The sequence below is a fragment of the Thiomicrorhabdus aquaedulcis genome (assembly GCF_004001325.1).
Lineage (GTDB): Bacteria > Pseudomonadota > Gammaproteobacteria > Thiomicrospirales > Thiomicrospiraceae > Thiomicrorhabdus > Thiomicrorhabdus aquaedulcis.
The window spans coordinates 592,913-617,645 of the sequence record NZ_AP018722.1; the positions used below are offsets into that span (position 1 = coordinate 592,913).

Here is a 24,733-nt window from a genome sequence, read left to right on the forward strand (position 1 = left end):
GTTAATGTATTACGACATCTTTACCAGGCCTGGTTATTAAAAATTAATTTAGATTAATCTCTAATTAAATCTTTAACTTAATGAGACCTTTGCACGAATGGGGTACGAGAAAAAAATGTGGAAAAATTTACCTGATTGAGGCGGGAAACGCAGTGAATAGCTGGCTATTCACAAGTTTTCCAACGAAAAGCAGGGGAATTTTAACCATTTTTGGCCGTATATCCATTCGTGCAAAGGTCTCTTAATCTCTATCTTAATTTCTGAGTTCAACCGGAACGGTTCTAGAAATAACCTGCGCCATTTCTTTGTAAAGCTTGGGATTGGCGGCCAAGATATTACCGCTTTGCAAATAGTTTTCGCCGCCTTTAAAATCGGTCACCAATCCGCCCGCTTCTTGAATAAGCAACGCGCCCGCGGCCATGTCCCACTGTTTTAAATTAAACTCCCAAAAGCCATCAACACGGCCACAAGCCACATACGCTAAATCTAACGCAGCCGAACCCGCACGGCGAACGCCTGCGGTGGTGAGCATAAACTCCTTTAAACTGGCCATGTAGCTGTCAATGTAACTAAAGTCATGATAAGGAAAGCCGGTCGCCAACAGTGAGTTGGTTAACGTTTTTTGTTGGCTAATGCGCAGGCGGCGGTTGTTTAAAAACGCTCCGCCACCACGAGTGGCGCTAAACATCTCATCGCGTACCGGGTCAAAAATTGCCGCGTGCTGCAGCTTGCCTTTTTCACGCACGGCAATGGACACACAGAACTGCGGAAATTGGTGTAAAAAGTTAGTTGTGCCGTCTAAAGGGTCAATAATCCATTCAATATCGGACTTTTTGTTTTTTAAGGTGAGCTTGCCACTCTCTTCGGCCAAAATATGGTGGTCTGGGTAATATTTACGAATGGTTTGGATAATGGTGTTTTCGGCCTCTTTATCCACCTCACTCACATAATCATTTTTACCTTTTTGCTCAATGTTTAATTGGTCGATTCGGTCGAGGTGGTGCATAATGTTTCCGCCCGCCGAACGCGCCGCAAGGGTTGCAATATTGAGAAGTGGGTGCATGGTGAGTTCCTATAAGTTTACAGATGGATAGGTTTGGCTTAAGCCGGTAACGCTCAAGAATCGTTGGCAACGCGCAAGACTAGGCTTGCACCGCAAACGTTCCAAACAATTTGAATGGCGTGAATTATAACGGAAAAAAACAATGTTAGAAGATTATAGTCAGCATCCGCAATTAGCAAAAATTAGAATTGTCTTAATTGAAACCTCGCACCCCGGCAATATTGGTGCGGTGGCGCGTGCCATGAAAAATATGGGCTTAAGCCAGTTGGTGTTGGTCAACCCTAAAGAGTTCCCCAGTCAAGTGGCTTCTGCACGCGCTTCAAGTGCAAGTGATCTATTAGATCAGGCTACCGTGGTGGAGAGTTTAGACGATGCATTGGTAGGCACCACCTTGGTGGTGGGGGCAAGCGCACGATTGCGCAAAGTAGCTTGGCCGCAATTGAGTGTGCGTGAAACGGCCAGTTTAACGTTGCAAACCACGTTAAACAGTGAGGTTGCCCTGGTGTTTGGGCGTGAAGACTCTGGGCTAAGCAACGCCGAAATGGACAAGTGTCATTATTTAGCCCATATTCCAACCAACCCGCATTACAGTTCACTTAATTTAAGTGCCGCAGTGCAAATTTTTGCCTATGAATGTTTAATGGCGTCGCCCATTAAAGCCGGTGATAACGTGAACGCCGAGGTTTTATCTAAAAATGTGGTTGCGCAAACACGACAAGGGTATGTGCATGATTTGGCCAGTAGCGACCAGCTAGAAGGGTTTTACACGCATTTGCACCAGGCATTGCAAGACATTAAGTTTTTGGATCCGCAAAAAAATGCACGCTTTATGCGCCGTATGCGCCGTATTTTTAATCGCACACAACTTGATATTAAAGAGGTGGATATTTTAAGGGGTATTTTAACCGCCGCCCAGCGCCAAGCAAATCCTCAAACTCACGCTCAGGCATTGTCTAGCCCTGCTGAAGATAACACGGATAAGGAGTGATGATGTTTAAGCGATTAAGATCTGACATTCAGTGTGTGTTTGAACGTGATCCAGCGGCGCGAAATACATTTGAAGTCTTAACCACTTACCCAGGCTTGCACGCTATATTAGGGTATCGCATGAGCCACGCGCTCTGGAATTGGAATCTAAAATGGTTAGCACGTTGGCTATCAACCTTGTTTAGATGGCTTACGGGTGTAGAGATTCACCCAGCGGCTAAAATTGGTGAGCGTTTGTTTATTGACCATGGTATGGGTGTGGTAATAGGCGAAACCGCCGAAATTGGCAATGATTGCACGTTGTACCACGGAGTTACGCTGGGCGGAACCTCATGGCAAAAAGGCAAGCGTCATCCCACCTTGGGTAACGGCGTGGTGGTTGGCGCGGGCGCAAAAGTCTTGGGACCAATCTATATTGGTGACGATGCTCGGGTTGGGTCTAACGCGGTAGTGCTTAAAGCCGTGCCCGCGGGCAAAACGGTGGTGGGTATTCCTGGGCGTATCGTGAATGAAAAAGACATTGATGCAGAAAAGCGTCGCGCTAAAATGGCCGAAAAAATGGGGTTTGATGCCTATGGTATGAGTCAGGAAATGGCCGATCCAGTTGAAAAAGCAATTTACAGCTTGCTTGACCACATTCAAGTGCAAGACGAAAAGCTCGAAAAAATGGCTAAGATTCTAGCGGATATGGGCGCTGAAAAAATTGAAATGACATTGCCCAATTTAGAGGATGCCGTGCTTGAACCTAATGACCCTATTCAGGCGGCGCATTTAAAAACCCATGTTAGCAATCTGTAAGCATTGACCAGGCCTGGTTAACTTAGTTTTAAGTTTGGTTTTTGATGAGCGTGGATAGAATAGAATAATACTTGAGTTATTTACTAGGTTATTATAGTATTAGTCACATTAATGTATCAATAAGCGGAATTTCAAACCATGAAGTTAACTTCTAAAGGGCGTTACGCCGTCACGGCTATGATTGACATTGCTCTAAATCAAGACAAAGGGCCAACGACCTTGGCTCTAATTTCAGAAAGGCAGGGCATATCGTTATCGTATCTAGAGCAGTTGTTTGCTAAGTTAAAAAAATCAGACTTGGTTTCGAGTGCGCGCGGGCCTGGCGGTGGCTATAGGTTAAGTAGGGCGGCCATGGATATTTCGGTCAGTCTTATTATTCGCGCGGTAGATGAATCGGTTGATGCACGAAAATGCGGCGGTAAATCCAATTGTCATGGCGGTGAAGAGTGCTTGTCGCACGAGTTGTGGACCGACTTAAGCGCAATGATAGACCAGTTTTTAAATAAAATAACCTTGCAAGACCTAATGGACAGAAAACAATCAGCTTGTTTAAAAGAGATTTCATTTCATTAGTTTTAGGCCTGTGACAAATAAGGTGCGACCGAAAAGTGCAGTAAATCGTTGGTTATCGCTAGGGTTTATAACAAACAAAAAGTCTAATTCTAACCATTGCTAATTGCACTTGTGCAAAGGTTTTATTTTAAATAGTTAAGGAGTCATTATGGCCGTTACGTTAACTGAATCAGCCTCAAATCGAGTTAAAAAAATGCTCGTTAAACGCGGTCACGGACTGGGTTTAAGAGTGTCCACCAAAGTGAGTGGTTGTGCTGGATTTTCATATGTAGTCGATTACGCCGACATCGTAACGCCTGACGATGCGGTGTTTGAAAGTTTTGGTACTCAAGTGGTTGTGGACGCCAAAAGCTTGGCCAACATTGATGGTATGGAAATTGATTATGTACAAGAAAGTTTGCTGAACGAAGGGTTTGATTTTAAAAACCCTAAAGTAAAAGACAGCTGTGGTTGTGGCGAGTCTTTTACCGTTTAAGCAAGCCCATCACGTTTAGAGTGACCAAAGCCCAAACCCCAGACTAACCCTCTGGGGTTTTGTTTTTCTGCAGGTTTGTTTAATTGTTGCTAAAATACGCCAACTTGATTTTTATAGGAAAATTCTCATGGAACGCACCTTTTCAATGATAAAGCCCGATGCGGTTAGTCGTAATTTAACAGGCGCTATTTTGCAACGTCTAGAAGCCAATGGTTTGCGCGTTATTGCGTCTAAAATGTTGCATCTAACGCGCAGCCAAGCCGAAGGCTTTTATGCCGAGCACAAAGGGCGAGAGTTTTATGAGCCGCTGGTGGAATTTATGATTTCAGCCCCATTAATCGTGCAAGTGTTAGAAGGCGAAAATGCCATAGCCAAAAATCGTCAAATTATGGGCGTTACCGATCCAGCCAAGGCGGCAGCGGGCACTATTCGTGCCGATTTTGCTGAGTCGGTGCGATGTAATTCAGTGCACGGTTCCGATTCACCTGAAAGTGCGGCGCGTGAAATAACCTATTTTTTCAGCCAAATTGAACTGTGTGAAAGAGCCTAATGGATGTGAATAACGTGATTGAAGCAGGCTTGGATGCGCCGCACCCTGTGGTTGCTAAAGTTGACTTGTTGGGTATGGATCGTGCGGCGATGGAAGCGTATTTTACGCAAATTGGTGAAAAGCCCTTTCGCGCCAGTCAAGTAATGAAGTGGATTCATCAATTTGGTGTGAGCGAGTTTGATGAGATGACCAATCTTAGCAAGGCCTTGCGTGACAAGCTCAAGCAGTTGGCTTGGGTGCGAACACCCAAAATTGTCGCTGAACAATATTCCGAGGACGGCACCATTAAATGGTTGCTGGAAGTAGATAATCATAATTCGATTGAAACGGTGTTTATTCCTGAAAAAAATCGCGGTACTTTGTGTATTTCATCGCAAGTTGGCTGTGCTTTAGAGTGCACGTTTTGCTCAACTGGCCAACAAGGATTTAATCGCAACCTAGAAAATTGGGAGATTATTGCCCAAATGTGGGTGGCCAATAAAGCGTTGGGTTGTAAGCCTAAAGAAGAGCGCCGTATTTCAAATGTGGTGTTTATGGGCATGGGTGAGCCGTTGTTAAATGTAACGCATACGTTTCCAGTGGCGCGCATTTTAATGGACGATTACGCCTATGGCTTGTCAAAGCGGCGTGTTACCATCAGTACCGCAGGGGTGGTGCCGGCGATTGATAAAATTAAGGATGAAGTCGATGTGAGTTTGGCGATTTCATTGCACGCACCTAACAATGCCTTGCGCGATGTGTTGGTGCCTATTAATCAAAAATATCCATTAGAAGTTTTAATGCCTAGCTTGTATCGCTATGTGGAAGGTGGGCACAGTAAAAAACACGTTACCATCGAGTATGTGATGCTTGACGGTGTAAATGACCGAATAGAACACGCGCATGAGTTAGCCATTTTGTTGGGTGACTTGCCTTGCAAAGTAAATATGATTCCATTTAATCCTTTTCCTAATAGCGACTACAAACGTTCGTCTAACAACGCAATACATCGTTTTAAAGACATTTTAGAAGCTGCAGGGCTGCAAGTAACGGTGCGTAAAACTCGGGGTGAAGACATTGATGCGGCGTGCGGTCAGCTTGCCGGAAAAGTGGCCGACCGAACCAAGCGTACGTTACACCGCGTTCATTTTGAACCTAGGCCCTTGACTTAAAATTCTGGATGTAAAACCGAGTATATTGAGATAAATATGAGCAATCAAGAGTGCATGACAATGCAACCTTTAAATGAAATTTTGCAAAATGCGCGTATTGAGCGCGGCCTGACGATTGAGGCGGTAGCACAGCAACTTAATTTATCGTTAGAGCAAGTGGCGCAAATGGAGTCTGATACGATTCAACCGGCTTTAATCAGTCCATTTGAGCGCGGTTATATTCGCAATTATGCCGCTCTGTTAGACATTGATAAGTCGGTGTACGAGCCGTATTTTCCAGATGTTATTGCGGTAAGCAGTGAGTTACTTTCAACCAAACGATTTAATTATCCGGCTAAAAAAGTGTTAATTGGGTCTAAGCTGTTTAAGGGGATACTGTGGTTGGCTTTTCTGTTAGGTCTTTTGTGGATAGGGATGACCTATTGGCCAGGCCTGGTAGAGGTTGAACAAGCCGTAGACGCGTTACAGGTGCACGAATTTTTGCCGCTTAAGAGTGAGTAGTGCGTTCGGCTGACACCTGTGCAATAGTCGTGCAAAGGTCTCTTGACGCATTTAAAATCTATCAAAAACAAAATTTAAAGAGTGTGTTTTTTTATGGCCGAACAAATTTCAGCAATCCGTGGCATGAACGATATTTTTGGCACGGATGCTCAAGCATTTGATTATGTAATTAATACTGCGCAAAGTACTTTAGCGCAATACGGCTACCAGTCGATTCGATTGCCATTGGTAGAAAAAACCGAGTTATTTGCACGTTCAATTGGCGAAGTAACCGATATTGTCGAAAAAGAGATGTACACTTTTAACGACCGTAATAATGAAAGTTTAACCCTGCGCCCAGAAGGCACGGCAGGGTGCGTGCGTGCAGTGGTGCAAAATGGGTTAGCGCATAATCAAGTGCAAAAACTGTTTTATAGCGGTCCCATGTTTCGTTACGAACGTCCGCAAAAAGGACGCTATCGTCAGTTTCATCAATTTGGGGTAGAAGTGTTTGGACTTTCTAGTGCTGACATTGATGCTGAATTGATTGTGCTTTCGGCACGCTTGTGGGAAAAGTTAGGCTTAGACACGTTAGAATTGCAAATTAATTCATTGGGCAGCCAAGCGGCCAGACAAGTTTATCGTGAGTTGTTAGTAAATTACTTAAGTCAATTTATTGCGCAGTTAGATGAAGACAGTTTAAGACGATTGCACACCAATCCTTTACGTATTTTAGACAGTAAAAATCCTGATTTACGAGCCATTATTGACGGTGCTCCAAAACTGCTCGAGCATTTGGATGATGAGTCGAGCACGCATTTTGAACAGTTAAAAACGCACTTAGACGATTTAGGCATTGAATATGTGGTTAATCCAAACTTAGTGCGTGGTTTAGATTATTATAATCGCACTGTTTTTGAATGGGTCACCACTGAGTTGGGTGCGCAAGGTACGGTGTGCGCTGGTGGACGTTACGATGGTTTGGTTGAACAAATCGGTGGCAAACCAACCCCAGCAGTGGGTTTTGCTATGGGCATTGAACGTTTAACAGCGTTATTAATGGACAAGCAATTAGTGCCAGCGCAAGCCACGCCTGATGTTTACATGGTGCTGGTCGGTCAAGATGTAGAACGACCAGGCCTGGTCATGGCTGAAATGTTACGCGATGCTTTGCCAACGCTTAATGTTCAGATGAATTGCGGTGGCGGGAGCTTTAAAAGTCAATTTAAAAAAGCCGATAAATCGGGTGCAATGTTTGCGGTTGTGCTGGGCGAACAAGAAGTTGCAAAGCAACGCGCTATTGTAAAATCATTGCGTATTGAGGCCGAACAGCAAAGTGTTGGCTGGAGTGAGTTGGCGGGGTATTTAAACACCCAGTTTAATTTGAGTTAAATAAAATTATATTAACTCCTGTTAAGGTTAAGCCAAGTCATTAGAACAAAATTTTAATTTATGTAAAAAATAGGTCAAATATGAGTCGTTACGATACAGAAGAAGAACAAATTGATGTTATTAAAACGTGGTGGAAGAAAAATGGAACTTGGCTTCTCAGCTCTATTTTAGTGATTGCCGTCGCATTTTCGGGTTGGCGTTATTGGTCAAATTCTCAAATGGCGCAAGCGGTCAACGCATCGGCTTTATTTGAAGTGTTGCAAGCTAATTTACAGCAAGGAACCTTTGGAGAGGTGTCGCGTGAGGCCTTAAAATTAGTACAAGAACAGCCCGAAAGCCCATATGCGGCTGCTGCGGCGTTAATGTATGCCAAGTTTAGCTTTGATAATGGCGATATGGACAGTGCCAAATCCAATTTACTGTGGGTTGCAGAGCATGCGCAAGATACAACATTACAATCGTTAGCCTATTTACGTTTGGCAAGAATCCAGGCCGATCAAAAAGCATTTAGTGATGCACAAGCCACACTAGACGCAGTGGCTAAAATGAATTTGCCCACCGCACAAAAATCACTATACGATTTTGTGACAGGTCAAATTGCTTTATCTCAGGGTAAAACAGAACAGGCCTATCAATCTTTTGACAGCGTGGTAAAAAATAGTGACTCTGACAAGAGCTTGCAAGGTTTGGCGCAAATTCAGCTTGATGATTTGTCACAGTAACGCGTTTTTAACAAAAAAAGGTTGGATATTGCAATGACTGTACGTTTTATCACGGTACTTTTAGCAACGGTGTTATTGACGGCCTGTTCGTCACCCAAAATTGTCAAACAAGAGACCGTTCTATCGCCTCTTGAGTCGGCTTTAACGTTAGACCGAAATTGGCAGGTTAAGCTTAAAGGTTTGCCTAACAAAGATGCTGAGGGGTTGTTTTTCTCACAAGACGACGAGCGGGTGTTTATTGCTTTAACTACGGGTCATTTGACAGCCTTTAAAAAAGACAATACCAGTCGCTGGACTGATCAAGTTATTTGGACAACTCAGTTTTCGGAAGGTATTTTGTCGGGTCCTACTCGAGTGGACGATCGTTTGATTGTAGGCACCGACAAAGGCAATGTTATGGCGCTTTCAGCGGATGACGGCCATATTATTTGGCAAACCGAATTGTCGAGTGAAGTGCTTAGTTTGCCGGTTATTGCCGAACGTAAAATATTTACCCGCACAGTAGACGGTCGCTTGTATGCATTGGATTTGGCAAGCGGCAAAATAATATGGACATTTGAACATCAAATTCCCAGCTTGTCTTTGCGCGGTGCCCCTGCGGTGGTCTATGAAGACGGTAAGTTGTTTGTGGGATGGGAAAGTGGCATGGTGCAAGCGTTTACGGCTAAATCGGGTGATTTATTGTGGGAAGCCCGCGTGGCTGTGCCCAAAGGTCGCACTGATTTAGAACGCGTAGTAGACGTGCAATCAAGTTTAGTCTTTACACAAGGTCGTTTATTTGTCATGGGCTTTCATGGCAAGCTAGCCTCTATTAACCCAGAGAACGGTAACTTTTACTTTATAAAAGAGTTGTCAGGTTATCGTGACTTTGTGGCCGACGATTCAGCACTTTATGTGGTGGATGATGAAGATGTTATTCAAGCATTTGATTTAGGCAGTGGGGTTTCTTTGTGGAAACAAGCCGCGCTAAAAAATCGTACAGTAGGTGATTTGGTGTTTTTTAATGATCTGTTATTGGCCACCGACGATTGGGGTTATGTGCATTTTATTAATAAAGTACAAGGCACAGAATACGCTCGGGTAAAGCACAGCAATGAATACGGTGATGGCAATTATATTTTGCGTGTTTTTGTTCAGGACAACCGTCTTTACTTACTGGATGAAGAAGGGGTGATTACCAGTTATCAAGTTCGTCCTTCTACTTTAGCTCAGTTTAAAGCTGAGTTGGCACAGCAAGAACAGGCATCAAAAGAACACGCGTCGCAAAATAAAACCGCTATAGAAGCAGGTTTAAACACACAAGGTAAAACCGTTAATGAGTAAACCTGTTATTGCCTTAGTTGGCCGCCCCAATGTGGGTAAGTCCACTTTATTTAATCGCTTAACGCGTTCACGCGATGCGATTGTGGCCGATTATCCAGGGTTAACCCGTGACCGCCAATATGGTACGGGTCGTGTCGGGCATTCACCGTATATTGTAGTGGACACCGGCGGCCTAAGTGGCGTGGCAGAAGGGATTGATCCCTTAATGGCCGGACAAGTAAAGGCCGCTTTAGAAGAAGCTGATGCCATTTTGTTTTTGGTGGACGGACGCCAAGGGATTGTGCCAGGCGATGAACTCATTGCTAAGTACATTCGTATGTTTGATAAACCTGTGCAAGTGGTGGTGAACAAAACTGAAGGTCATGAGCACACGACCGCTACCGCTGACTTTTTTGTATTGGGCTTGGGAGAGCCCGTGGCCATTTCATCGGCGCACGGTGATAATGTCGCTAATTGTATAGATGATGTGCTGGATCGTTTGCCGCTTAAGGATAAGGACGATGGCTTGGCATTAGACGCGCATCCTGGCATTCGCGTAGCGGTTATTGGTCGACCTAATGTGGGTAAATCAACGCTTATTAATCGCATGATAGGTGAAGAACGCGTGGTGGCTTTTGATATGCCAGGTACTACACGCGACAGTATTTTTGTGCCGTTTGTGCGTGATGGTCAGGATTACACGTTGATTGATACTGCCGGGGTTCGTCGACGCAAGAACATTTCTGAAAAAATTGAAAAATTTAGCATTGTCAAAGCCATTGAAGCGATGGAAGATTCGCACGTAGTTATTTTAGTGATTGATGGTTCGGAAGGGTTAACCGATCAAGACTTAACGCTATTAGGTTTGGCGATTGAGTCAGGTCGAGGCTTGGTGTTAGCAGTCAATAAATGGGATAACTTAAGCGCCGATCAGCGTCAAAAAGTAAAACATGAACTTAGTTATCGCCTGTCGTTTGTAGAATACGCCAAACAGCACTTGATTTCGGCATTACACGGTACGGGCGTGGGAGATTTGTTTGACACAGTCAATGCAGTTCATATGGCGGCGTTTAAGCGGGTTTCAACCTCTGACCTTAATCGCGTACTTGAACAGGCCGTATTAGAACATCAACCGCCCTTAATTTCTGGACGTCGCGTTAAGCTTCGTTACGCTCATTTGGGTGGTTTAAACCCACCAAGGGTCATTGTGCATGGCACGCAGGTCGATAAATTACCTCAAGCGTACACCAAATATTTAGTGAATGTGTTTCGCAAAGCCTTTAAATGGGTGGGTACGCCTGTGAGTGTAGAATATCGTGCGGCGAGCAACCCTTTTGAAGGCCGCAAAAATAAATTTTCAAGCAGCTATGCCAAACGTTCAGAAGGCCCGTCTTTTGAACCCAAGAAAAAGAAAAAACAAGCTAAACGTCGATGAGCCAAGCGCTTATAATAAAAAGCTAATATACTCATCCAGCTTAATAGACAGGTTTAACCGTGTCATTTAAGAACATAATTCAGGCCTTAATTGGCCTTTATTATTTGTGGCGTAAGCAAAATCGTCTGCAAGAGTGCAATGCAAACAGTAAAATAGTTTTCCTAATTTTATTCAAATAAACAGAGCAATAAGCTAAAAGTGAGCCTAGCATGAGTCCTAAACCGGCCAAACGTATTCGCGAAATTCCGTACAACTATACCTCTTTTTCAGATAAAGAAATTGTGCTGAGATTTTTGGGTGCATCGTGTTGGCAAACGATTGAGGCATTACGTAAAACCCGAAATACGGGGCGTTCTGCGCGCATGCTGTTTGAAGTGCTGGGCGACATGTGGGTGGTGACTCGTAACCCCTACATTCAGGGCGATTTAATCGATAATCCTAAGCGTCGAGGCGCCTTAATTGACGCGTTGCACCACCGGTTAAAAAATGTTGAAACTCGCTTAAATGGTAACACTCAAGCCGAAGAGTTACTGGTGGCGGTGCGCGAAGCGGTGGTGCAGTTTACAAACTGGTTTCCTGAACAAGTAGCCATGCGCAGCAACGTGCTTAAAAAGTTAAGAAGAGTCACGCGCGACGATAATATTAATTTTAGCGGCCTGGCCAGAGTATCGCATGCTACCGATGCAACCGATTGGCGGGTAGAGTTGCCATTGGTGGTGCTTACGCCCGACACCGAACAAGAAATTGTTGAAATGGTTGCCAGTTGCATCGAACTGGGTTTAACCATTATTCCGCGTGGCGGCGGCACAGGTTACACCGGTGGTGCGATTCCATTGCATCAAAATACGGCGGTCATTAACACCGAAAAACTAGAGTATCTAGGCCTGGTTGAACACGTTGAGTTGCCGCAAATTGGTAAAGTGCCCACCATTAAAACCGGTGCAGGTGTGGTGACGCGTAGGGTTTCAGAACAAGCTGAACGCTTTGGGTATGTGTTTGCGGTTGACCCCACCTCGCAAGATGCCTCGACTATTGGCGGCAATATTTCGATGAATGCGGGCGGTAAAAAAGCCGTATTGTGGGGCACAACACTGGACAATTTAGCCTCATGGCGCATGGTAACTCCCGACGCTAAATGGCTAGAAGTTGAGCGGGTTAATCACAATCTTGGCAAGCTTCAAGACCAGGCCATGGTGCTGTTTGACATTAAACGTTTTGAAAAAGACGGGCAAACTCAAATTGGCGACACCGAACGCTTAAGCATTCCCGGCACGTCGTTTAGGCAGGCAGGCCTGGGTAAAGACGTGACCGATAAGTTTTTAAGCGGTTTACCGGGAATTCAAAAAGAAGGGTGTGATGGGCTTATTACTTCGTCGCGCTTTATTGTGCATCGCATGCCCAGCCATACCCGCACGGTTTGTTTAGAGTTTTTTGGTACCGATTTAAGCTTGGCGGTACCCGCCATTGTTGAGATTTTAGATTACGTTGAGTCTAAGAAAAAAGAGGGAATTTTAATAGCCGGTCTAGAGCATTTAGACGAACGCTACATTAAAGCGGTTAAATACAACACCAAAGCCACGCGCAAAGAGTTGCCCAAGATGTTGTTGTTAGCCGACATTTGTGGCGAGAACGGCTTTGAAGTGGCCAAAACCTGCACCGAAATTGTCGAGCTGGCCAATAAGCGCAATGCCGAAGGTTTTATTGCCGTTAGCGATGAGGCACGTAAACGTTTTTGGTTAGACCGTTCGCGTACGGCAGCGATTTCTTCGCACACCAACGCATTTAAAATTAACGAAGACGTGGTGATTCCGCTCGATAAGCTCAATGAATACAACATTGAGATTGAAAAAATTAACATCGAAATGTCGATAAAAAATAAACTCGATATTTTAAACGCCTACATTGAGTACTTTGAAGGTGATATTCCCGAGTTTAGCCAAGAAGATGATTTTGAAGACATCTCAGGACCTTCAAGCTATTTTAAAGGCAAAGTAGCCGATACATTAGAGCATTTTAAAACGGTCAAAACACGTTGGTTGGATAAGCTGGAACGCTTAAATGCGCCCATTAATCAGTTTTTGGACTTGTTACCGCTTGACGCTCAGGCTTTTGTAAAGGAAGGCGATACGCTCGCCAGTCTATTTTTACGCCGTGAAGCTCGATTATCTTATCGTACCGAGGTAAAGCAATATTTAAAACAGACCTTTTTAGGCCATGATTTTGAAGCATTGCATAAAAAACTGGATGCCATTCACGCCGAGCTTCGCAGTGCACGTTTGTTTGTGGCACTGCACATGCACGCCGGCGACGGCAATATTCACACCAATATTCCGGTTCATTCGGGCAATTATGAGATGGTGCAATTGGCCGAATCGGTGGTGGATCGCATTATGGACATTGCCAAGCAGTTGGGTGGGGTGATTTCGGGTGAGCACGGTATAGGGCTAACCAAGTTTCAGTATTTAGAAACCTCTAAAATCGAAGCGTTTGTGGCCTACAAAAACCAAGTTGACCCGCAAGGACATTTTAACAAAGGCAAGCTTATGCCCGGTTCAGGCCTGGATAATGCCTATACGCCTTCGCTAAGTTTGGTGAATCAAGAAGCTATTATTCTAGAAGCCAGTGAGCTTGATCAACTTAATAACGACATAAAAGATTGTTTGCGTTGTGGTAAATGTAAGCCGGTGTGCCAAACACATATTCCTCGAGCCAATTTACTGTATTCACCCCGTGACAAAATCTTGGCCACAGGACAGGTCATTGAAGCCTTTTTGTACGAAGAGCAAACTCGCCGTGGGATTTCATTGCAACATTTTGATGCTATGAACGATGTGGCCGAGCACTGCACAACGTGTCACAAGTGCGCCACACCTTGTCCTGTGGACATTGACTTTGGTGATGTGTCGATTCGTATGCGTAATATTTTAACCAAAATGGGCAAAAAACGCTTTTCGATTACCACCAAGATGGCGTTGTTTTTCTTAAACACCAAAAATCCGTTTGCCATTAAGTTACTGCGTAAAACCATGATTGGTTGGAGTGCGGTGGGTATTACGTTAGCCAATCGTGCTTTAGGGCTTTTTGGTTTAACAGGAAAAACCTCGGACATTCCTGCGCAAAGTACCCGGATTGCCCCCGTGCAACAACAAGTGATTAACTTTGTGCGAAAACCCTTAAATACCGGGCCAAATCAGGCTACTACGCGAGCGTTATTGGGCTTGGAAGAGGCTAATATGGTGCCGATTATTGGCGACCCTAAAAAAGTCACCGAAGAGTCGGATGCGGTATTTTATTTTCCGGGTTGTGGATCAGAGCGACTGTTTAGCGATATTGGTTTAGCCACCATTGCTATGTTGTATGAGTCGGGCGCACAAACTATTTTGCCCCCAGGCTATTTGTGTTGTGGTTATCCGCAAACCGCCGCAGGGCAGGCCGATAAAGGCGCGCAAATTACCGCTGAAAACCGTGCCTTGTTTCATCGAGTTGCTAACACGCTCAACTATTTAGACATTAAAACGGTTTTGGTGTCGTGCGGAACCTGTATGGATCAACTGCTAAAATACGAGTTTGAACGTATTTTTCCGGGTTGTCGTTTATTGGATATTCACGAGTATTTGCAAGAAAAAGGCATGACGTTAAACAACGCTACGGGTGTTAAATATTTGTATCACGCACCATGCCACGACCCCATGAAAAAGCAAAACGGCACGCAAGTGGTAAAAGATTTGCTTAAAACCGAAGAAGTGTTGTTGTCGGATCGTTGTTGCAGTGAGGCTGGAACTTTAGCAACGGCCAGGCCTGATATTGCAACCCAATTACGTTTTAGAAAAGGGTTGGAGCTTAAAAAAGGCATTGAGGCGTTAACCGGAACGGATCATGTGGTTAAAAAAGACGAGGTTAAGTTATTAACCTCTTGTCCGGCGTGTCAGCAAGGCTTAAATCGCTATGAATCAGAAACCGGTTTAAAAACCGATTACATTGTGGTTGAGTTGGCTAAAAATCTGTTGGGTGACCACTGGCAAAAAGACTTTAGCGACAAGTTAAAAGTCGAAGGCGTTGAAAAAGTCTTGTTGTAAGTGGGTTAAGTTATGTTATAAACAAAAAAGGCGCTTATTAAAAGCGCCTTTTTTGTATGCGAATAAATTGTAAATAACCAGGCCTGGTTGTTTAAGCCTTTTACACTTTTAAGGTTTTAAATTTAAGGTTTTATTTAGCTTGCTGTGCTGCGTAAAAATTAGCCAAGTCGGTAATCTCTTGATCCGTTAGACCTTTTGCAAATGGCGCCATGGTTGCATTTTTGCGAACACCATCACGAAAGTCTTTTAACTGACTGGCCGTGTAACTGGCGTGTTGACCTGCTAACTTAGGAAAGTTTGGCACAACGCTGTTGCCATCGGCACCATGACAACCTATGCAGGTGCTGGCTTTAGCTGGGGCTTCTAACGCATAAGCAGAGGCAGAAAATAATAGCGTTGCGGCCACTGAAGCGATCATTAATTTTTTCATAAAAGTTCTCTTTTGCATCGTTTGTAAACAAAGTTTTATTTAAAGCCAAGTTGACGTTGAAATCAAGTACTACTCTGGATTTATACGGCATTTAGACCTGTCTTAATCGGCAAAAAAAAACCGCCCCTAAAGGCGGTCTTTTAACAATCGCTCTAAATTATAGAGAAGCTGTGTAAGCGGCGATGTTAGCGATGTCGGCGTCAGAAAGACCAGCCGCCATTGGTGCCATCATAGAAGTCATAGGACCTACTTGTTCACCAGCTTTGTACTTATTTAACTTAGCAACGGTTTCAGCTGCAGGGGCACCTGCAAGTTTTGGACCTACTCCGCCTTCACCAGCGGCACCGTGACAACCAATGCAAGTAGCGTAAGCTGTTGCACCAGCAGCGGCATCACCAGCTTGCGCTGCTGCACCAAAAGAAACTAAACCAGCCGCAGCTAAAGCAATTAACGTGTTTTTCATGTTGTACTCTCCTAAAGCACTAAAAAAAGTCGGGATTAACCCTAGATGCAATTACAAACTAAAAGGTTGCGTTAGTCAAGATTTAAGGGTGGAGCAATGTTTAAAATAACTTAAATAGTCTGAATTAATCCATGAGAATGGTTGGGTATATTGGATAGAATAGTGTCAATCTTTGATAAATATTTTATTTATGATTATTTGGGCGTGTTTTTGGCTTTTTTTTAATGATTTTAAAACGGGTGGAAGTGTTATGTTCAAAATGGTGTTGCTGATATTGGTGTTAACCGTTGCCAGTTGGCTGGTGTTAAAGTTAATTTCTAAACCGATGCACATTGGTTTGGTGTTATTGTTTTGGATTGCGGTGGTCTTTGGGTCAGCTGGATTATTGTATGGTTTTTCGGTGTGGCAAGCGGGGTTGTGACCACTTACCAGACAGTTTATTCAGGATTAGCGGTGTTAGCCAACGCTAAGGCTTGGGCTTTAAACTCTTCTAATAAACGTTGAAAACTTTGGTACCGACTTAAGGCAATGTCATCGTTTTCGACGGCTGTTTTAATGGCGCAGTGCGGCTCTATAGAGTGGGTACAGTTGTTGTATTTACATTGTCCTAAAAACGGTGCAAAGTCTGGATAATAACGTTCAAGCTCGCTTAAAGAACAAGGGTTTGGACTAAATTGCCGTACACCGGGTGAGTCAATTAAATTGCCGCTATAGCGTGATGTGCCGTCAATGCTGGGTAAGTGGTACAAAATGCTGTTGGTGGTGGTGTGCTTGCCCAAGCCAGTAGACGCTGAAAGTTCGTTTACTCGAATGGCCAAGTCTGGAATCAGCGCGTTAATAAGTGAGGATTTTCCAGCCCCTGATGGCCCAACAAACACGGTGTTTTTGGCTTCCATAAATTCACGCAGTTCATCCAAACCTTCTTTAGAGACGGTTGAGGCCGTGAGCAATTCAATGCCCATTTCATCGTAGGGATGCAATACTTCGGCAATACTTTCCCAATCTTCGTCGGTGTGCAGTAAATCGACTTTGTTGATGATGATAATCACCGGAATGTCCAGTTGCATGGCGGCGACCAAGTAGCGGTCAATCATGTCGGGGTGAATTCCGGGTGCAACGGGGGCGACCACACCAATAAAGTCAATGTTGGCGGCCACCATTCGGGTTTGCCCTCTAAATCCTGGGCGACTGAGTTCATGCGCGCGCGGTAACACGCTGACCACTACGCCGGTGTGTGCCTCAACATCGGTTTGCCAAATAACATTGTCGCCGGCCACTAATTTGCCTAGATGTTGACGAATGGCGCATGTGTAGCGTTCGCCGTTTTCACTTTCGACTAACACGCGTTTTCCAAAGCTGGTAATGACCAGGCCTGGTTGTTTGTCGCCTAGTTGGTTTTCTAATGACGTGGCTGGTAAGGTAACGGAGTCAGCCGGATTTTTGGCGGTTAACTTGGTCTCTTGATTGGGCGTGTGGGCGTGCAGATTTTTATCTGAAACACGGCGTTTTTGTTGTTGGGTTAACCGGCGTTTTGTCATAGTTTATTCAAGCAGTTGATTGATTTTGGCGGCCATAATCATATCGTTTTGGGTTAACCCTTCGGCGACATGAGTGGTGAGGCTTACGGTGCAGTGATTGTAGTCAAAACAAATGTTAGGGTGGTGATCTTCTTTGTTGGCCAACCATGTTACTGCGTTTACAAACGCGATGGTTTGGGGGTAGTTTTTAAAGGTAAACTTTTTAGAGATGGAGGCGTAATTTAACGGCGCATCCCAACCAGGCAGTTGGCTAAGGTGGCTTTCAATGGCCGGAATAATCATGGGCTTTTGGCCTTTTTGCATCTCTTGGCAGTGTTGCGCCAAGAGGTCTTGTAAAAATGGGTTAATGTGGGTCATGCGCTGTTCTCCGTATTGGGCATGGGTGGCAGTGAATTTAAATAATCAATGCGAATTTTAGCCGGTGGGTGACTGTCGTGATACGCCGAATAGCCTGGGTCTGGCGTTAAGGTGCTGGCGTTGTCGCGGTACATTTTAAGCAACGCCGACACCAAATGCGATGCACCTACGTGTTGCGCGGCAAACGCATCGGCTTCAAATTCGTGTTTACGACTTTTACGTGCGCTAAGAGGCCCCATAAAAAAGAATAAAACAGGTACGGCGGTCATAAACAACAGCAGTGCAGCGGCTGGGGTTTGTGTGGTCATGCCTAAACCAGAGTAAAACAACGGCAGTTGAATTAACCAGCCCAATAAGGCCAGGCCTGCTAGGCTTAACACAGTGCCTTCTAATAAGCGTTTGCGAATATGCCCGTGTTTAAAATGTCCTAGTTCGTGCGCCAGCACCGCTTCGACTTCGTCGGGGCTGAGTTTTTCGAGCAAGGTATCAAAAAACACGATGCGTTTGTTTTTGCCCATGCCGGTAAAGTACGCGTTACCGTGCCCCGAGCGTGACGAGCCGTCCATAACAAAAATCCCATTCGATTCAAACCCTGTGCGCTCAAGCAAGGCTTCGATGCGCTGTTTCATTTCGCCGTCGGCAAGTGGGGTAAATTTGTTGAAAAGGGGCGCAATCCACTTTGGGTACGCCCATAATAAAATCAACTGAAACGCCATCCAAAAAACCCAAGTATAAAACCACCAGGCCTGGTCAATGTAGGCGCTCATAATGGTTAACACCACCCAAATAAGCGGCAAACCCAGTGCCAACATAAGCGCCCACTGCTTGAGTAAATCGCTGATAAATTTAGCGGGTGTGGTTTTGTTAAAGCCAAATTGTGCTTCAGTTTTAAACGTGCTCATGATGCTAAACGGCAGATGCAACAGCGATAAAAACCACAAGGTAAACAGCAAAAACGCCGTGTCGCGCCAAATGGGTTCAAGCCCGCTGTTAAGCCACAGGTTGTATAAGTCCTGAAAACCACCGCCTAAGGTCATAAACACCAAAATGGCGGCGTCGTAAAATAGACCCAAACGGCTCAACTGCAATTTAGCACGGCTGTAATCGGCGGCTTTTTGGTGAGCTTCTAGGTTCACCATGCTGGCAAATTCATTAGGAACTTGCGCACGATGCGCGCCAATGTAAAATTGATTTTTAATGTTTAACCATAACTCAATCAGTAAATTTAAAATTAAGGCGGTTAAAAATAGCGGGGTAATCCAGTTCATATCATCCAGTTTATAGCGGTAAGTTTTGTTGAGTTATTGTCGTCATACAATGGGTGTGTTGCGTTAATATAGCCCTGTATTGTAAGTTAAAAGGGAAACTGATATGAAGTCTGATAATAATTTAATTTGGATTGATTTAGAGATGACGGGCTTAGAGCCTAAAACTCATCGAATTATTGAAATTGCCACCGTGGTAACCGACAGCAATTTAAATGTGTTGGCACAAGGTCCGGTGATTGCTATCGCCACGGCTCAAGCCGACCTAGACGCTATGGACGACTGGTGCACCACGCATCATGGGCAGTCGGGTTTAACGGCTCGAGTGCAACAAAGTGGTGTGAGTATGTTAGAAGCTCAACAACAAACCATCACATTTTTGGGGCAGTATGTTGACTCGGGTAAATCGCCTATGTGTGGCAACAGCATCTGTCAAGACCGGCGTTTTATGGTTGAGCAAATGCCAGAGTTAGAGGCGTTTTTTCATTACCGTAACTTAGACGTAAGCACGCTTAAAGAGTTAGCCAAACGCTGGGCGCCCAATGTGTTTGCATCGCACACCAAAAGTGATACGCATTTGGCTATGAACGACATTATGGAGTCGATTAGTGAGTTGCAACACTATCGTAGCCATTTGTTTCAATCTTAAGCCGTGGTTTAAACATGCACAGAGGCCTTAAAACAGCTAAAAAACAGCTAAAAAAGAACCTCTTACAGTTCTAAATAGGCGTTAAATCCTATATAATTGCACGTTTTCTCACATAGTTTTATGTGACGATTTTGTTAAAATTACGCTAAGTTGCGCTGGGTTTTGGTTAGGTAATGGTTAAATAATGATTAAACATTATTAAACATGACACAACCCCGAGCATACTTTAAGCCTTAATAAAGAGGACCGATGTTGTGGAAATGACTGGTGCCCAAATCCTAGTAAACTATCTCGAGGATGAAGGGGTAGAGCACATATGGGGTTATCCTGGTGGGGCGGTATTGCCCATTTACGATGCCCTAGATACAGACGCTAAAAAATTAAGCCATATTTTGGTGCGTCACGAACAGGCGGCTGTGCATGCAGCCGATGGTTATGCGCGCTCTACAGGTAAACCAGGAGTGGTTCTTGTTACGTCGGGTCCCGGTGCCACCAATGCGGTGACCGGAATTGCGACGGCTTATATGGATTCAATTCCCATGGTATGCATTACCGGTCAAGTGCCTACGGCGATGATCGGTTTGGATGCGTTTCAGGAGATTGATACCGTTGGCATAACAAGACCTATCGTAAAACACAACTTCTTAGTCAAGAATGTCGATGACCTTGCTATTACGCTCAAAAAAGCATTTTACTTAGCAACAACTGGCCGACCTGGCCCCGTTGTGGTCGACATTCCTAAAGATGTCCAAACCGCCAAAAGCTTTTATGTATATCCGCAAGAAGTTGAAATGCGCTCCTATCTACCTGTAACGAAGGGCCATAGCGGACAAATTAAAAAAGCCGTAGAGATGATGCTCTCGGCAAAACGTCCAATTTTGTACACGGGCGGTGGCGTTATATTGGGCGATGCGTCGCCCGAGCTAACTACGCTTACGCATAAATTGGGTTTTCCAATTGTGCAGACATTAATGGGATTAGGCGCTTTTCCAGCGTCAGACAAACAAGCTTTAGGCATGTTAGGAATGCACGGTACTTACGAGGCTAATCTGTCGATGCACCACAGCGATTTAATTATTGCCATTGGTTCACGTTTTGATGATCGCGTCACCGGCAATCTAGAAAAGTTTTGTCCAGATGCTAAAATCATTCATGTCGACATAGACCCCGCGTCTATTTCTAAAAACGTCTTGGTTGACATTCCTATTGTGGGGCCGGTTAAGCAAGTGTTAACCGAAATGAACGCCATTTTGGAAAAAACTACGCAAAAATCGGACGCGCAAGCGTTGGCGCAGTGGTGGGAACAAATTGAAGCCTGGCGTGCCACGCAATGTTTACGGTATGACACAACAGGTTCAAAAATTAAGCCTCAAGCCGCCATGCAAGCCGTATGGCGCGTGACTAATGGCGACGCTTACGTGTCGTCTGACGTAGGTCAACACCAAATGTTTGCCGCACAATATTACCCGTTTGACAAACCACGTCGTTGGTTAAATTCGGGCGGTTTGGGTACTATGGGCTTTGGTTTACCGGCGGCCATGGGCGCTAAATTAGCGTTTCCTAACGAAACCGTAATTTGCGTAACCGGCGAAGGGTCTATTCAGATGAACATTCAAGAACTGTCAACCTGTTTACAATATGGGTTTGCGGTCAAAATCATCTGCTTAAACAACGGTTTCTTAGGCATGGTTAGACAATGGCAAGAGTTTTTCTACGAGCGCCGTTACTCTATGTCGTACATGGATTCTTTGCCCGACTTTGTTAAGTTGGCTGAAGCGTACGGCCATGTAGGCGTGCGCATTGAAGACCCTAAAACCATGGAAGCGCAACTGGCTGAGGTGTTTTCGGACAAGTACAAAGACCGCTTAGTGTTTGTTGACATCCTTACCGATCAACAAGAAAACGTGTACCCGATGATTCCGGCCGGTGCCGGGCTCAACGAAATGATTTTGGTGTAGGTGAAGACTATGAAACATATTATTTCTATGCTAATGGAAAACGAATCGGGCGCATTGTCACGTGTGGCAGGACTGTTTTCGGCGCGTGGCTACAACATTCACGCGCTTACCGTTGCACCGACCGAAGACGATTCGTTGTCGCGTTTAACCTTAGTCACCAGTGGAACAGCGGCGCAAGTTGAACAAATTGTGAAGCACTTAAACCGTTTAGTGGACGTGGTAAAAGTCTTGGACTTAACCGAAGGCTCGCACATTCAACGTGAACTGATGTTAATTAAACTGTCGGCCACTGGCGACATGCGTGAAGAATATAAGCGTTTAGCGGATATTTTTAGAGGCGACATCATTGACGTCACGGCCACCACGTACACGGTACAAATGGTGGGCGAATCTAAAAAGCTCGATGCCTTTATTGACGCCATTGACCACGGTTTAATCTTAGAAACCATTCGTTCGGGCACGTTGGGCATTATGCGCGGCGAAAAGTGCTTGCACGTTTAGTCCCTAGCACATTACTGACAAAAGTATTATTAACACATAATTATTAACCATTAAGAGTGGCCAACGGCAAGTAGCCACTTTGTCTATTTAAGGAAAAAACAATGCACGTTTATTACGATAAAGATTGCGATCTATCCATTATTCGCGGTAAAAAAGTCGCCATCATTGGTTTTGGTTCGCAAGGTCATGCCCACGCATGCAACCTGCAAGATTCAGGCGTTGATGTTACAGTCGGCCTGCGCGCAGGTTCTTCTTCAATCAAAAAAGCACAGGGTTACGGCCTAAAAACTGCTGACGTACCGACCGCAGTAGCGGGTGCTGACGTGGTCATGATTTTAACGCCAGACGAGTTTCAATCGGTACTGTACAAAGAAGAGATTGAGCCTAACATCAAGCAAGGCGCGGTATTAGCGTTTGCACACGGTTTTGCCATCATTTACAACCAAGTTCAGCCACGTAAAGATTTAGACGTCATTATGATTGCGCCTAAAGCACCGGGTCACACCGTACGTTCTGAATTTGTACGTGGCGGCGGGGTTCCTGACCTAATTGCTATTGAGCAAGATGCGTCTGGAAACGCAAAAGCCATCGCACTGGCGTACGCGTCTGGAGTGGGCGGTGGACGTACCGGTATTATCGAAACAACGTTCCGTGAAGAGTGCGAAACTGATCTGTTTGGTGAACAAGCGGTATTGTGCGGTGGTGCGGTTGAACTGGTTAAAGCTGGTTTTGACACCTTGGTTGAAGCAGGCTACGAGCCAGAAATGGCGTACTTTGAATGCTTGCACGAACTTAAGTTGATTGTTGACTTAATGTTTGAAGGCGGCATTGCCAACATGAACTACTCTATTTCTAACAATGCAGAGTACGGCGAATACGTAACAGGTCCAAAAGTGATTAACGCCGAATCACGTGAAGCGATGCGTCAAGCCCTTAAAAACATTCAAACGGGTGAATACGCCAAGCAATTTATTCTTGAAGGCCAGTCAAACTACCCGTCAATGACCGCCGCACGTCGTCTAAACGCCGAGCACGGAATTGAAGTAGTGGGCAAAAAACTTCGTGGCATGATGCCATGGATTGCGGCCAACAAGATTGTTGACCAAGAAAAGAACTAAGAACTTTATACAAGGGTAGTGTATACCCGCGTTTAAGCGCTTACTTAAAACCCACGCAAGTGGGTTTTTTTATGCCTTGCGATTTATAAAATGTTTAACCAGGCCTGGTCAGTTTGGTTTTTGTGTTTGACCAGGCCTGGTTAGTTTGATTTTACAGGATGATGTTGCTGTGTGATTTAGTTGGGGAGTTTGTTTAAGATTTTGGCTTTAAACACAAAGCTGCCAAAGGGAATGAGCGATGCGATAAAACCAATGATGGTTTGTAAGAAGGTGATTTGTTTTACTCTAAACGCGTTTAATAACAGTAAGTTAAAGACAATAAATAATATGCCGTGGATGGGGCCGATGATTTGAACTAACTCGGGAAAACCCAGCATGCGCTTTACGGGTACGGCAATTAGCAGCAGTAAGATGAGCGAGGTGCCTTCGAGCAACGAAAGCAGTTTTAGATTTTTCATAGGTTTTCCATGTGGTTGTGTGCGCTGTGACGCAGTTTAAAATTACGTTTATAAAAAAACCTTGCTCAGTGTAAAACTGAGCAAGGTGTCGGCGGGGCAGTAATACAGCGTTGTGCCCAGTTAATTTAGTGAGTTTAAAGTAACCAAGCCTGGTCGGTTTAAATTAAACAGCCACCTGAGTGAGTGTACTTAACCACCACAGTAATGCAATGGAACCAAAGGTTAAAATAAATCCCCAAGCAATGGCTTTTAGTCCGGTCATAGCATTCTCCTATCGAGTTCTAACTAACGTGGCGTAATACAGTGCAAGGGCTTGCACTTCGGCGTCGGTTAAGTCGTGGGTAAATTGTGACATGCCTTTGTTAACGTCGTTATGACGCTGTTGGTCTTGATAGGCCTGCATGGTGCGCACAAAATATTCGGGCACTTGTCCCGAAATGGCCGGGGTAATGCCTATGCCTTCACCGTGCGCGCCGTGACACGATGCACACGGTGTAATCATACGTGAGGCGTCCCCTTTGCGCACCAGTTTATCAATGTGCATGTCCACAGGTTCTGTCTTAGCGTTGGCATCACCCCATACCGTGGCGGGGTTAGCAGCGTAAAATTCGGCCACGTCGCTAATTTGTTGCGGGGTTAACGCTTGGGCAATTTTAACCATAATCTCGGCTTGGCCAAAGTTTTCCCAGCGACGACCGTCTTGGTAGTCGAGCATCATTTTGGTGGTGTAGGCCACGGTTTGGCCGTTTAAGGAGGCGTAGTTGCGCGAGGGCGATTCGCCGTGTTCACCATGACAAGAACTGCACATCATTTGATTGTGTACCTCTTTGCCGCGTATTGCGTCTCCGGCGGGCATGGCTTTTAAGGTGTTTTCGAGTGCAAAGTTGCTCCATGGATGCGCGTGGGGTTTTTCACCGTGCCCAGCCATGGCGGCGCTGTTAAACAGGCCTGAGCTGATTAAGACGCTCGCTAATAGGGTTTGTTTTAACATG

25 protein-coding genes are annotated in these 24,733 nt (G+C 44.9%); 17 read left to right on the plus strand and 8 right to left on the minus strand.

Going from position 1 to position 24,733, the window contains the following annotated elements; all coding sequences use genetic code 11:
• Positions 1-253: 253 nt before the first annotated feature.
• Positions 254-1,063: an inositol monophosphatase family protein gene (locus tag EP181_RS02620; RefSeq protein WP_127470279.1), complete on the minus strand. Its 810-nt coding sequence runs from the start codon at positions 1,061-1,063 to the stop codon at positions 254-256.
• A gap of 142 nt (positions 1,064-1,205) precedes the next feature.
• Here EP181_RS02620 and EP181_RS02625 point away from each other — a divergent pair, with 142 nt between their 5' ends.
• The 12 genes from EP181_RS02625 (at position 1,206) to EP181_RS02680 (ending at position 15,004) form a co-directional block, all read left to right on the plus strand.
• On the plus strand, positions 1,206-2,051 hold the full coding sequence (locus EP181_RS02625) for an RNA methyltransferase (RefSeq protein ID WP_127470280.1): 846 nt from the start codon (positions 1,206-1,208) through the stop codon (positions 2,049-2,051).
• A 2-nt stretch (positions 2,052-2,053) separates the two neighbouring features.
• Positions 2,054-2,848, plus strand: a complete 795-nt coding sequence (gene cysE / locus EP181_RS02630) for a serine O-acetyltransferase (RefSeq protein ID WP_127470281.1) — start codon at positions 2,054-2,056, stop codon at positions 2,846-2,848.
• Between the two features lie 138 nt (positions 2,849-2,986).
• On the plus strand, positions 2,987-3,421 hold the full coding sequence (locus EP181_RS02635; protein WP_127470282.1) for an Rrf2 family transcriptional regulator: 435 nt from the start codon (positions 2,987-2,989) through the stop codon (positions 3,419-3,421).
• A gap of 148 nt (positions 3,422-3,569) precedes the next feature.
• Positions 3,570-3,896: a HesB/IscA family protein gene (locus tag EP181_RS02640; RefSeq protein WP_127470283.1), complete on the plus strand. Its 327-nt coding sequence runs from the start codon at positions 3,570-3,572 to the stop codon at positions 3,894-3,896.
• A gap of 127 nt (positions 3,897-4,023) precedes the next feature.
• Positions 4,024-4,446 (plus strand): nucleoside-diphosphate kinase, encoded by a 423-nt coding sequence (gene ndk / locus EP181_RS02645; RefSeq protein ID WP_420824410.1) that lies wholly within the window; start codon positions 4,024-4,026, stop codon positions 4,444-4,446.
• Positions 4,446-5,597 (plus strand): dual-specificity RNA methyltransferase RlmN, encoded by a 1,152-nt coding sequence (gene rlmN / locus EP181_RS02650; RefSeq protein WP_127470285.1) that lies wholly within the window; start codon positions 4,446-4,448, stop codon positions 5,595-5,597. Before ndk ends, rlmN begins: the two co-directional genes overlap by 1 nt.
• A 36-nt stretch (positions 5,598-5,633) precedes the next feature.
• The gene (locus tag EP181_RS02655) at positions 5,634-6,098 is read left to right on the plus strand and encodes a helix-turn-helix domain-containing protein (RefSeq protein WP_127470286.1); all 465 of its coding nucleotides are present in this window, start codon (positions 5,634-5,636) and stop codon (positions 6,096-6,098) included.
• Between the two features lie 93 nt (positions 6,099-6,191).
• On the plus strand, positions 6,192-7,469 hold the full coding sequence (hisS, locus tag EP181_RS02660; protein WP_127470287.1) for a histidine--tRNA ligase: 1,278 nt from the start codon (positions 6,192-6,194) through the stop codon (positions 7,467-7,469).
• A gap of 80 nt (positions 7,470-7,549) precedes the next feature.
• Positions 7,550-8,191 carry a YfgM family protein gene (locus EP181_RS02665; RefSeq protein WP_127470288.1) on the plus strand — a complete coding sequence of 214 codons (642 nt, stop codon included), beginning with the start codon at positions 7,550-7,552 and terminating at the stop codon, positions 8,189-8,191.
• A gap of 33 nt (positions 8,192-8,224) precedes the next feature.
• The gene (bamB, locus tag EP181_RS02670) at positions 8,225-9,514 is read left to right on the plus strand and encodes an outer membrane protein assembly factor BamB (RefSeq protein ID WP_127470289.1); all 1,290 of its coding nucleotides are present in this window, start codon (positions 8,225-8,227) and stop codon (positions 9,512-9,514) included.
• A complete protein-coding gene (der, locus tag EP181_RS02675; RefSeq protein ID WP_127470290.1) occupies positions 9,507-10,928 on the plus strand; it encodes a ribosome biogenesis GTPase Der in 1,422 nt (473 codons plus the stop codon). The genes bamB and der overlap by 8 nt, the downstream gene beginning before the upstream one ends.
• Positions 10,929-11,137: 209 nt before the next feature.
• The gene (locus tag EP181_RS02680) at positions 11,138-15,004 is read left to right on the plus strand and encodes a DUF3683 domain-containing protein (RefSeq protein WP_127470291.1); all 3,867 of its coding nucleotides are present in this window, start codon (positions 11,138-11,140) and stop codon (positions 15,002-15,004) included.
• A 130-nt stretch (positions 15,005-15,134) separates the two neighbouring features.
• Here EP181_RS02680 and EP181_RS02685 read toward each other — a convergent pair whose 3' ends face one another.
• Both EP181_RS02685 and EP181_RS02690 read right to left on the minus strand, forming a co-directional pair.
• Positions 15,135-15,434 carry a c-type cytochrome gene (locus tag EP181_RS02685; RefSeq protein WP_127470292.1) on the minus strand — a complete coding sequence of 100 codons (300 nt, stop codon included), beginning with the start codon at positions 15,432-15,434 and terminating at the stop codon, positions 15,135-15,137.
• A gap of 157 nt (positions 15,435-15,591) precedes the next feature.
• On the minus strand, positions 15,592-15,897 hold the full coding sequence (locus EP181_RS02690; protein WP_127470293.1) for a c-type cytochrome: 306 nt from the start codon (positions 15,895-15,897) through the stop codon (positions 15,592-15,594).
• Between the two features lie 250 nt (positions 15,898-16,147).
• Between EP181_RS02690 and EP181_RS11870 the strand changes: the two genes are divergently transcribed.
• Entirely contained in the window at positions 16,148-16,318 is a 171-nt protein-coding gene (locus EP181_RS11870) for a hypothetical protein (protein ID WP_172959676.1), read from the plus strand.
• A gap of 16 nt (positions 16,319-16,334) precedes the next feature.
• On the opposite strand, the gene rsgA is transcribed toward EP181_RS11870, so the two are convergent.
• The 3 genes from rsgA to EP181_RS02705 are packed head-to-tail and all read right to left on the minus strand — an operon-like array spanning position 16,335 to position 19,060.
• Entirely contained in the window at positions 16,335-17,435 is a 1,101-nt protein-coding gene (rsgA, locus tag EP181_RS02695) for a ribosome small subunit-dependent GTPase A (protein ID WP_127470294.1), read from the minus strand.
• Positions 17,436-17,438: 3 nt separating this feature from the next.
• Complete coding sequence (locus EP181_RS02700; protein ID WP_127470295.1) at positions 17,439-17,792, minus strand: 4a-hydroxytetrahydrobiopterin dehydratase; 354 nt, start codon at positions 17,790-17,792, stop codon at positions 17,439-17,441.
• Entirely contained in the window at positions 17,789-19,060 is a 1,272-nt protein-coding gene (locus tag EP181_RS02705; RefSeq protein WP_127470296.1) for a M48 family metallopeptidase, read from the minus strand. The genes EP181_RS02700 and EP181_RS02705 overlap by 4 nt, the downstream gene beginning before the upstream one ends.
• A gap of 103 nt (positions 19,061-19,163) precedes the next feature.
• On the opposite strand from EP181_RS02705, the gene orn reads away from it, so the two are divergent.
• From orn to ilvC, 4 genes are all read left to right on the plus strand, one after another.
• A complete protein-coding gene (orn, locus tag EP181_RS02710; RefSeq protein ID WP_127470297.1) occupies positions 19,164-19,706 on the plus strand; it encodes an oligoribonuclease in 543 nt (180 codons plus the stop codon).
• A 254-nt stretch (positions 19,707-19,960) separates the two neighbouring features.
• Positions 19,961-21,664 (plus strand): acetolactate synthase 3 large subunit, encoded by a 1,704-nt coding sequence (locus tag EP181_RS02715; RefSeq protein ID WP_127470298.1) that lies wholly within the window; start codon positions 19,961-19,963, stop codon positions 21,662-21,664.
• Between the two features lie 9 nt (positions 21,665-21,673).
• Positions 21,674-22,165, plus strand: coding sequence for an acetolactate synthase small subunit (gene ilvN / locus EP181_RS02720; RefSeq protein ID WP_127470299.1), 492 nt, complete (start codon positions 21,674-21,676; stop codon positions 22,163-22,165).
• A gap of 101 nt (positions 22,166-22,266) precedes the next feature.
• The gene (ilvC, locus tag EP181_RS02725) at positions 22,267-23,283 is read left to right on the plus strand and encodes a ketol-acid reductoisomerase (RefSeq protein ID WP_127470300.1); all 1,017 of its coding nucleotides are present in this window, start codon (positions 22,267-22,269) and stop codon (positions 23,281-23,283) included.
• Between the two features lie 176 nt (positions 23,284-23,459).
• Here ilvC and EP181_RS02730 read toward each other — a convergent pair whose 3' ends face one another.
• Positions 23,460-23,741: a DUF3817 domain-containing protein gene (locus EP181_RS02730; RefSeq protein ID WP_127470301.1), complete on the minus strand. Its 282-nt coding sequence runs from the start codon at positions 23,739-23,741 to the stop codon at positions 23,460-23,462.
• Between the two features lie 271 nt (positions 23,742-24,012).
• Positions 24,013-24,732 (minus strand): c-type cytochrome, encoded by a 720-nt coding sequence (locus EP181_RS02735; RefSeq protein ID WP_127470302.1) that lies wholly within the window; start codon positions 24,730-24,732, stop codon positions 24,013-24,015.
• Position 24,733: the final 1 nt, after the last annotated feature.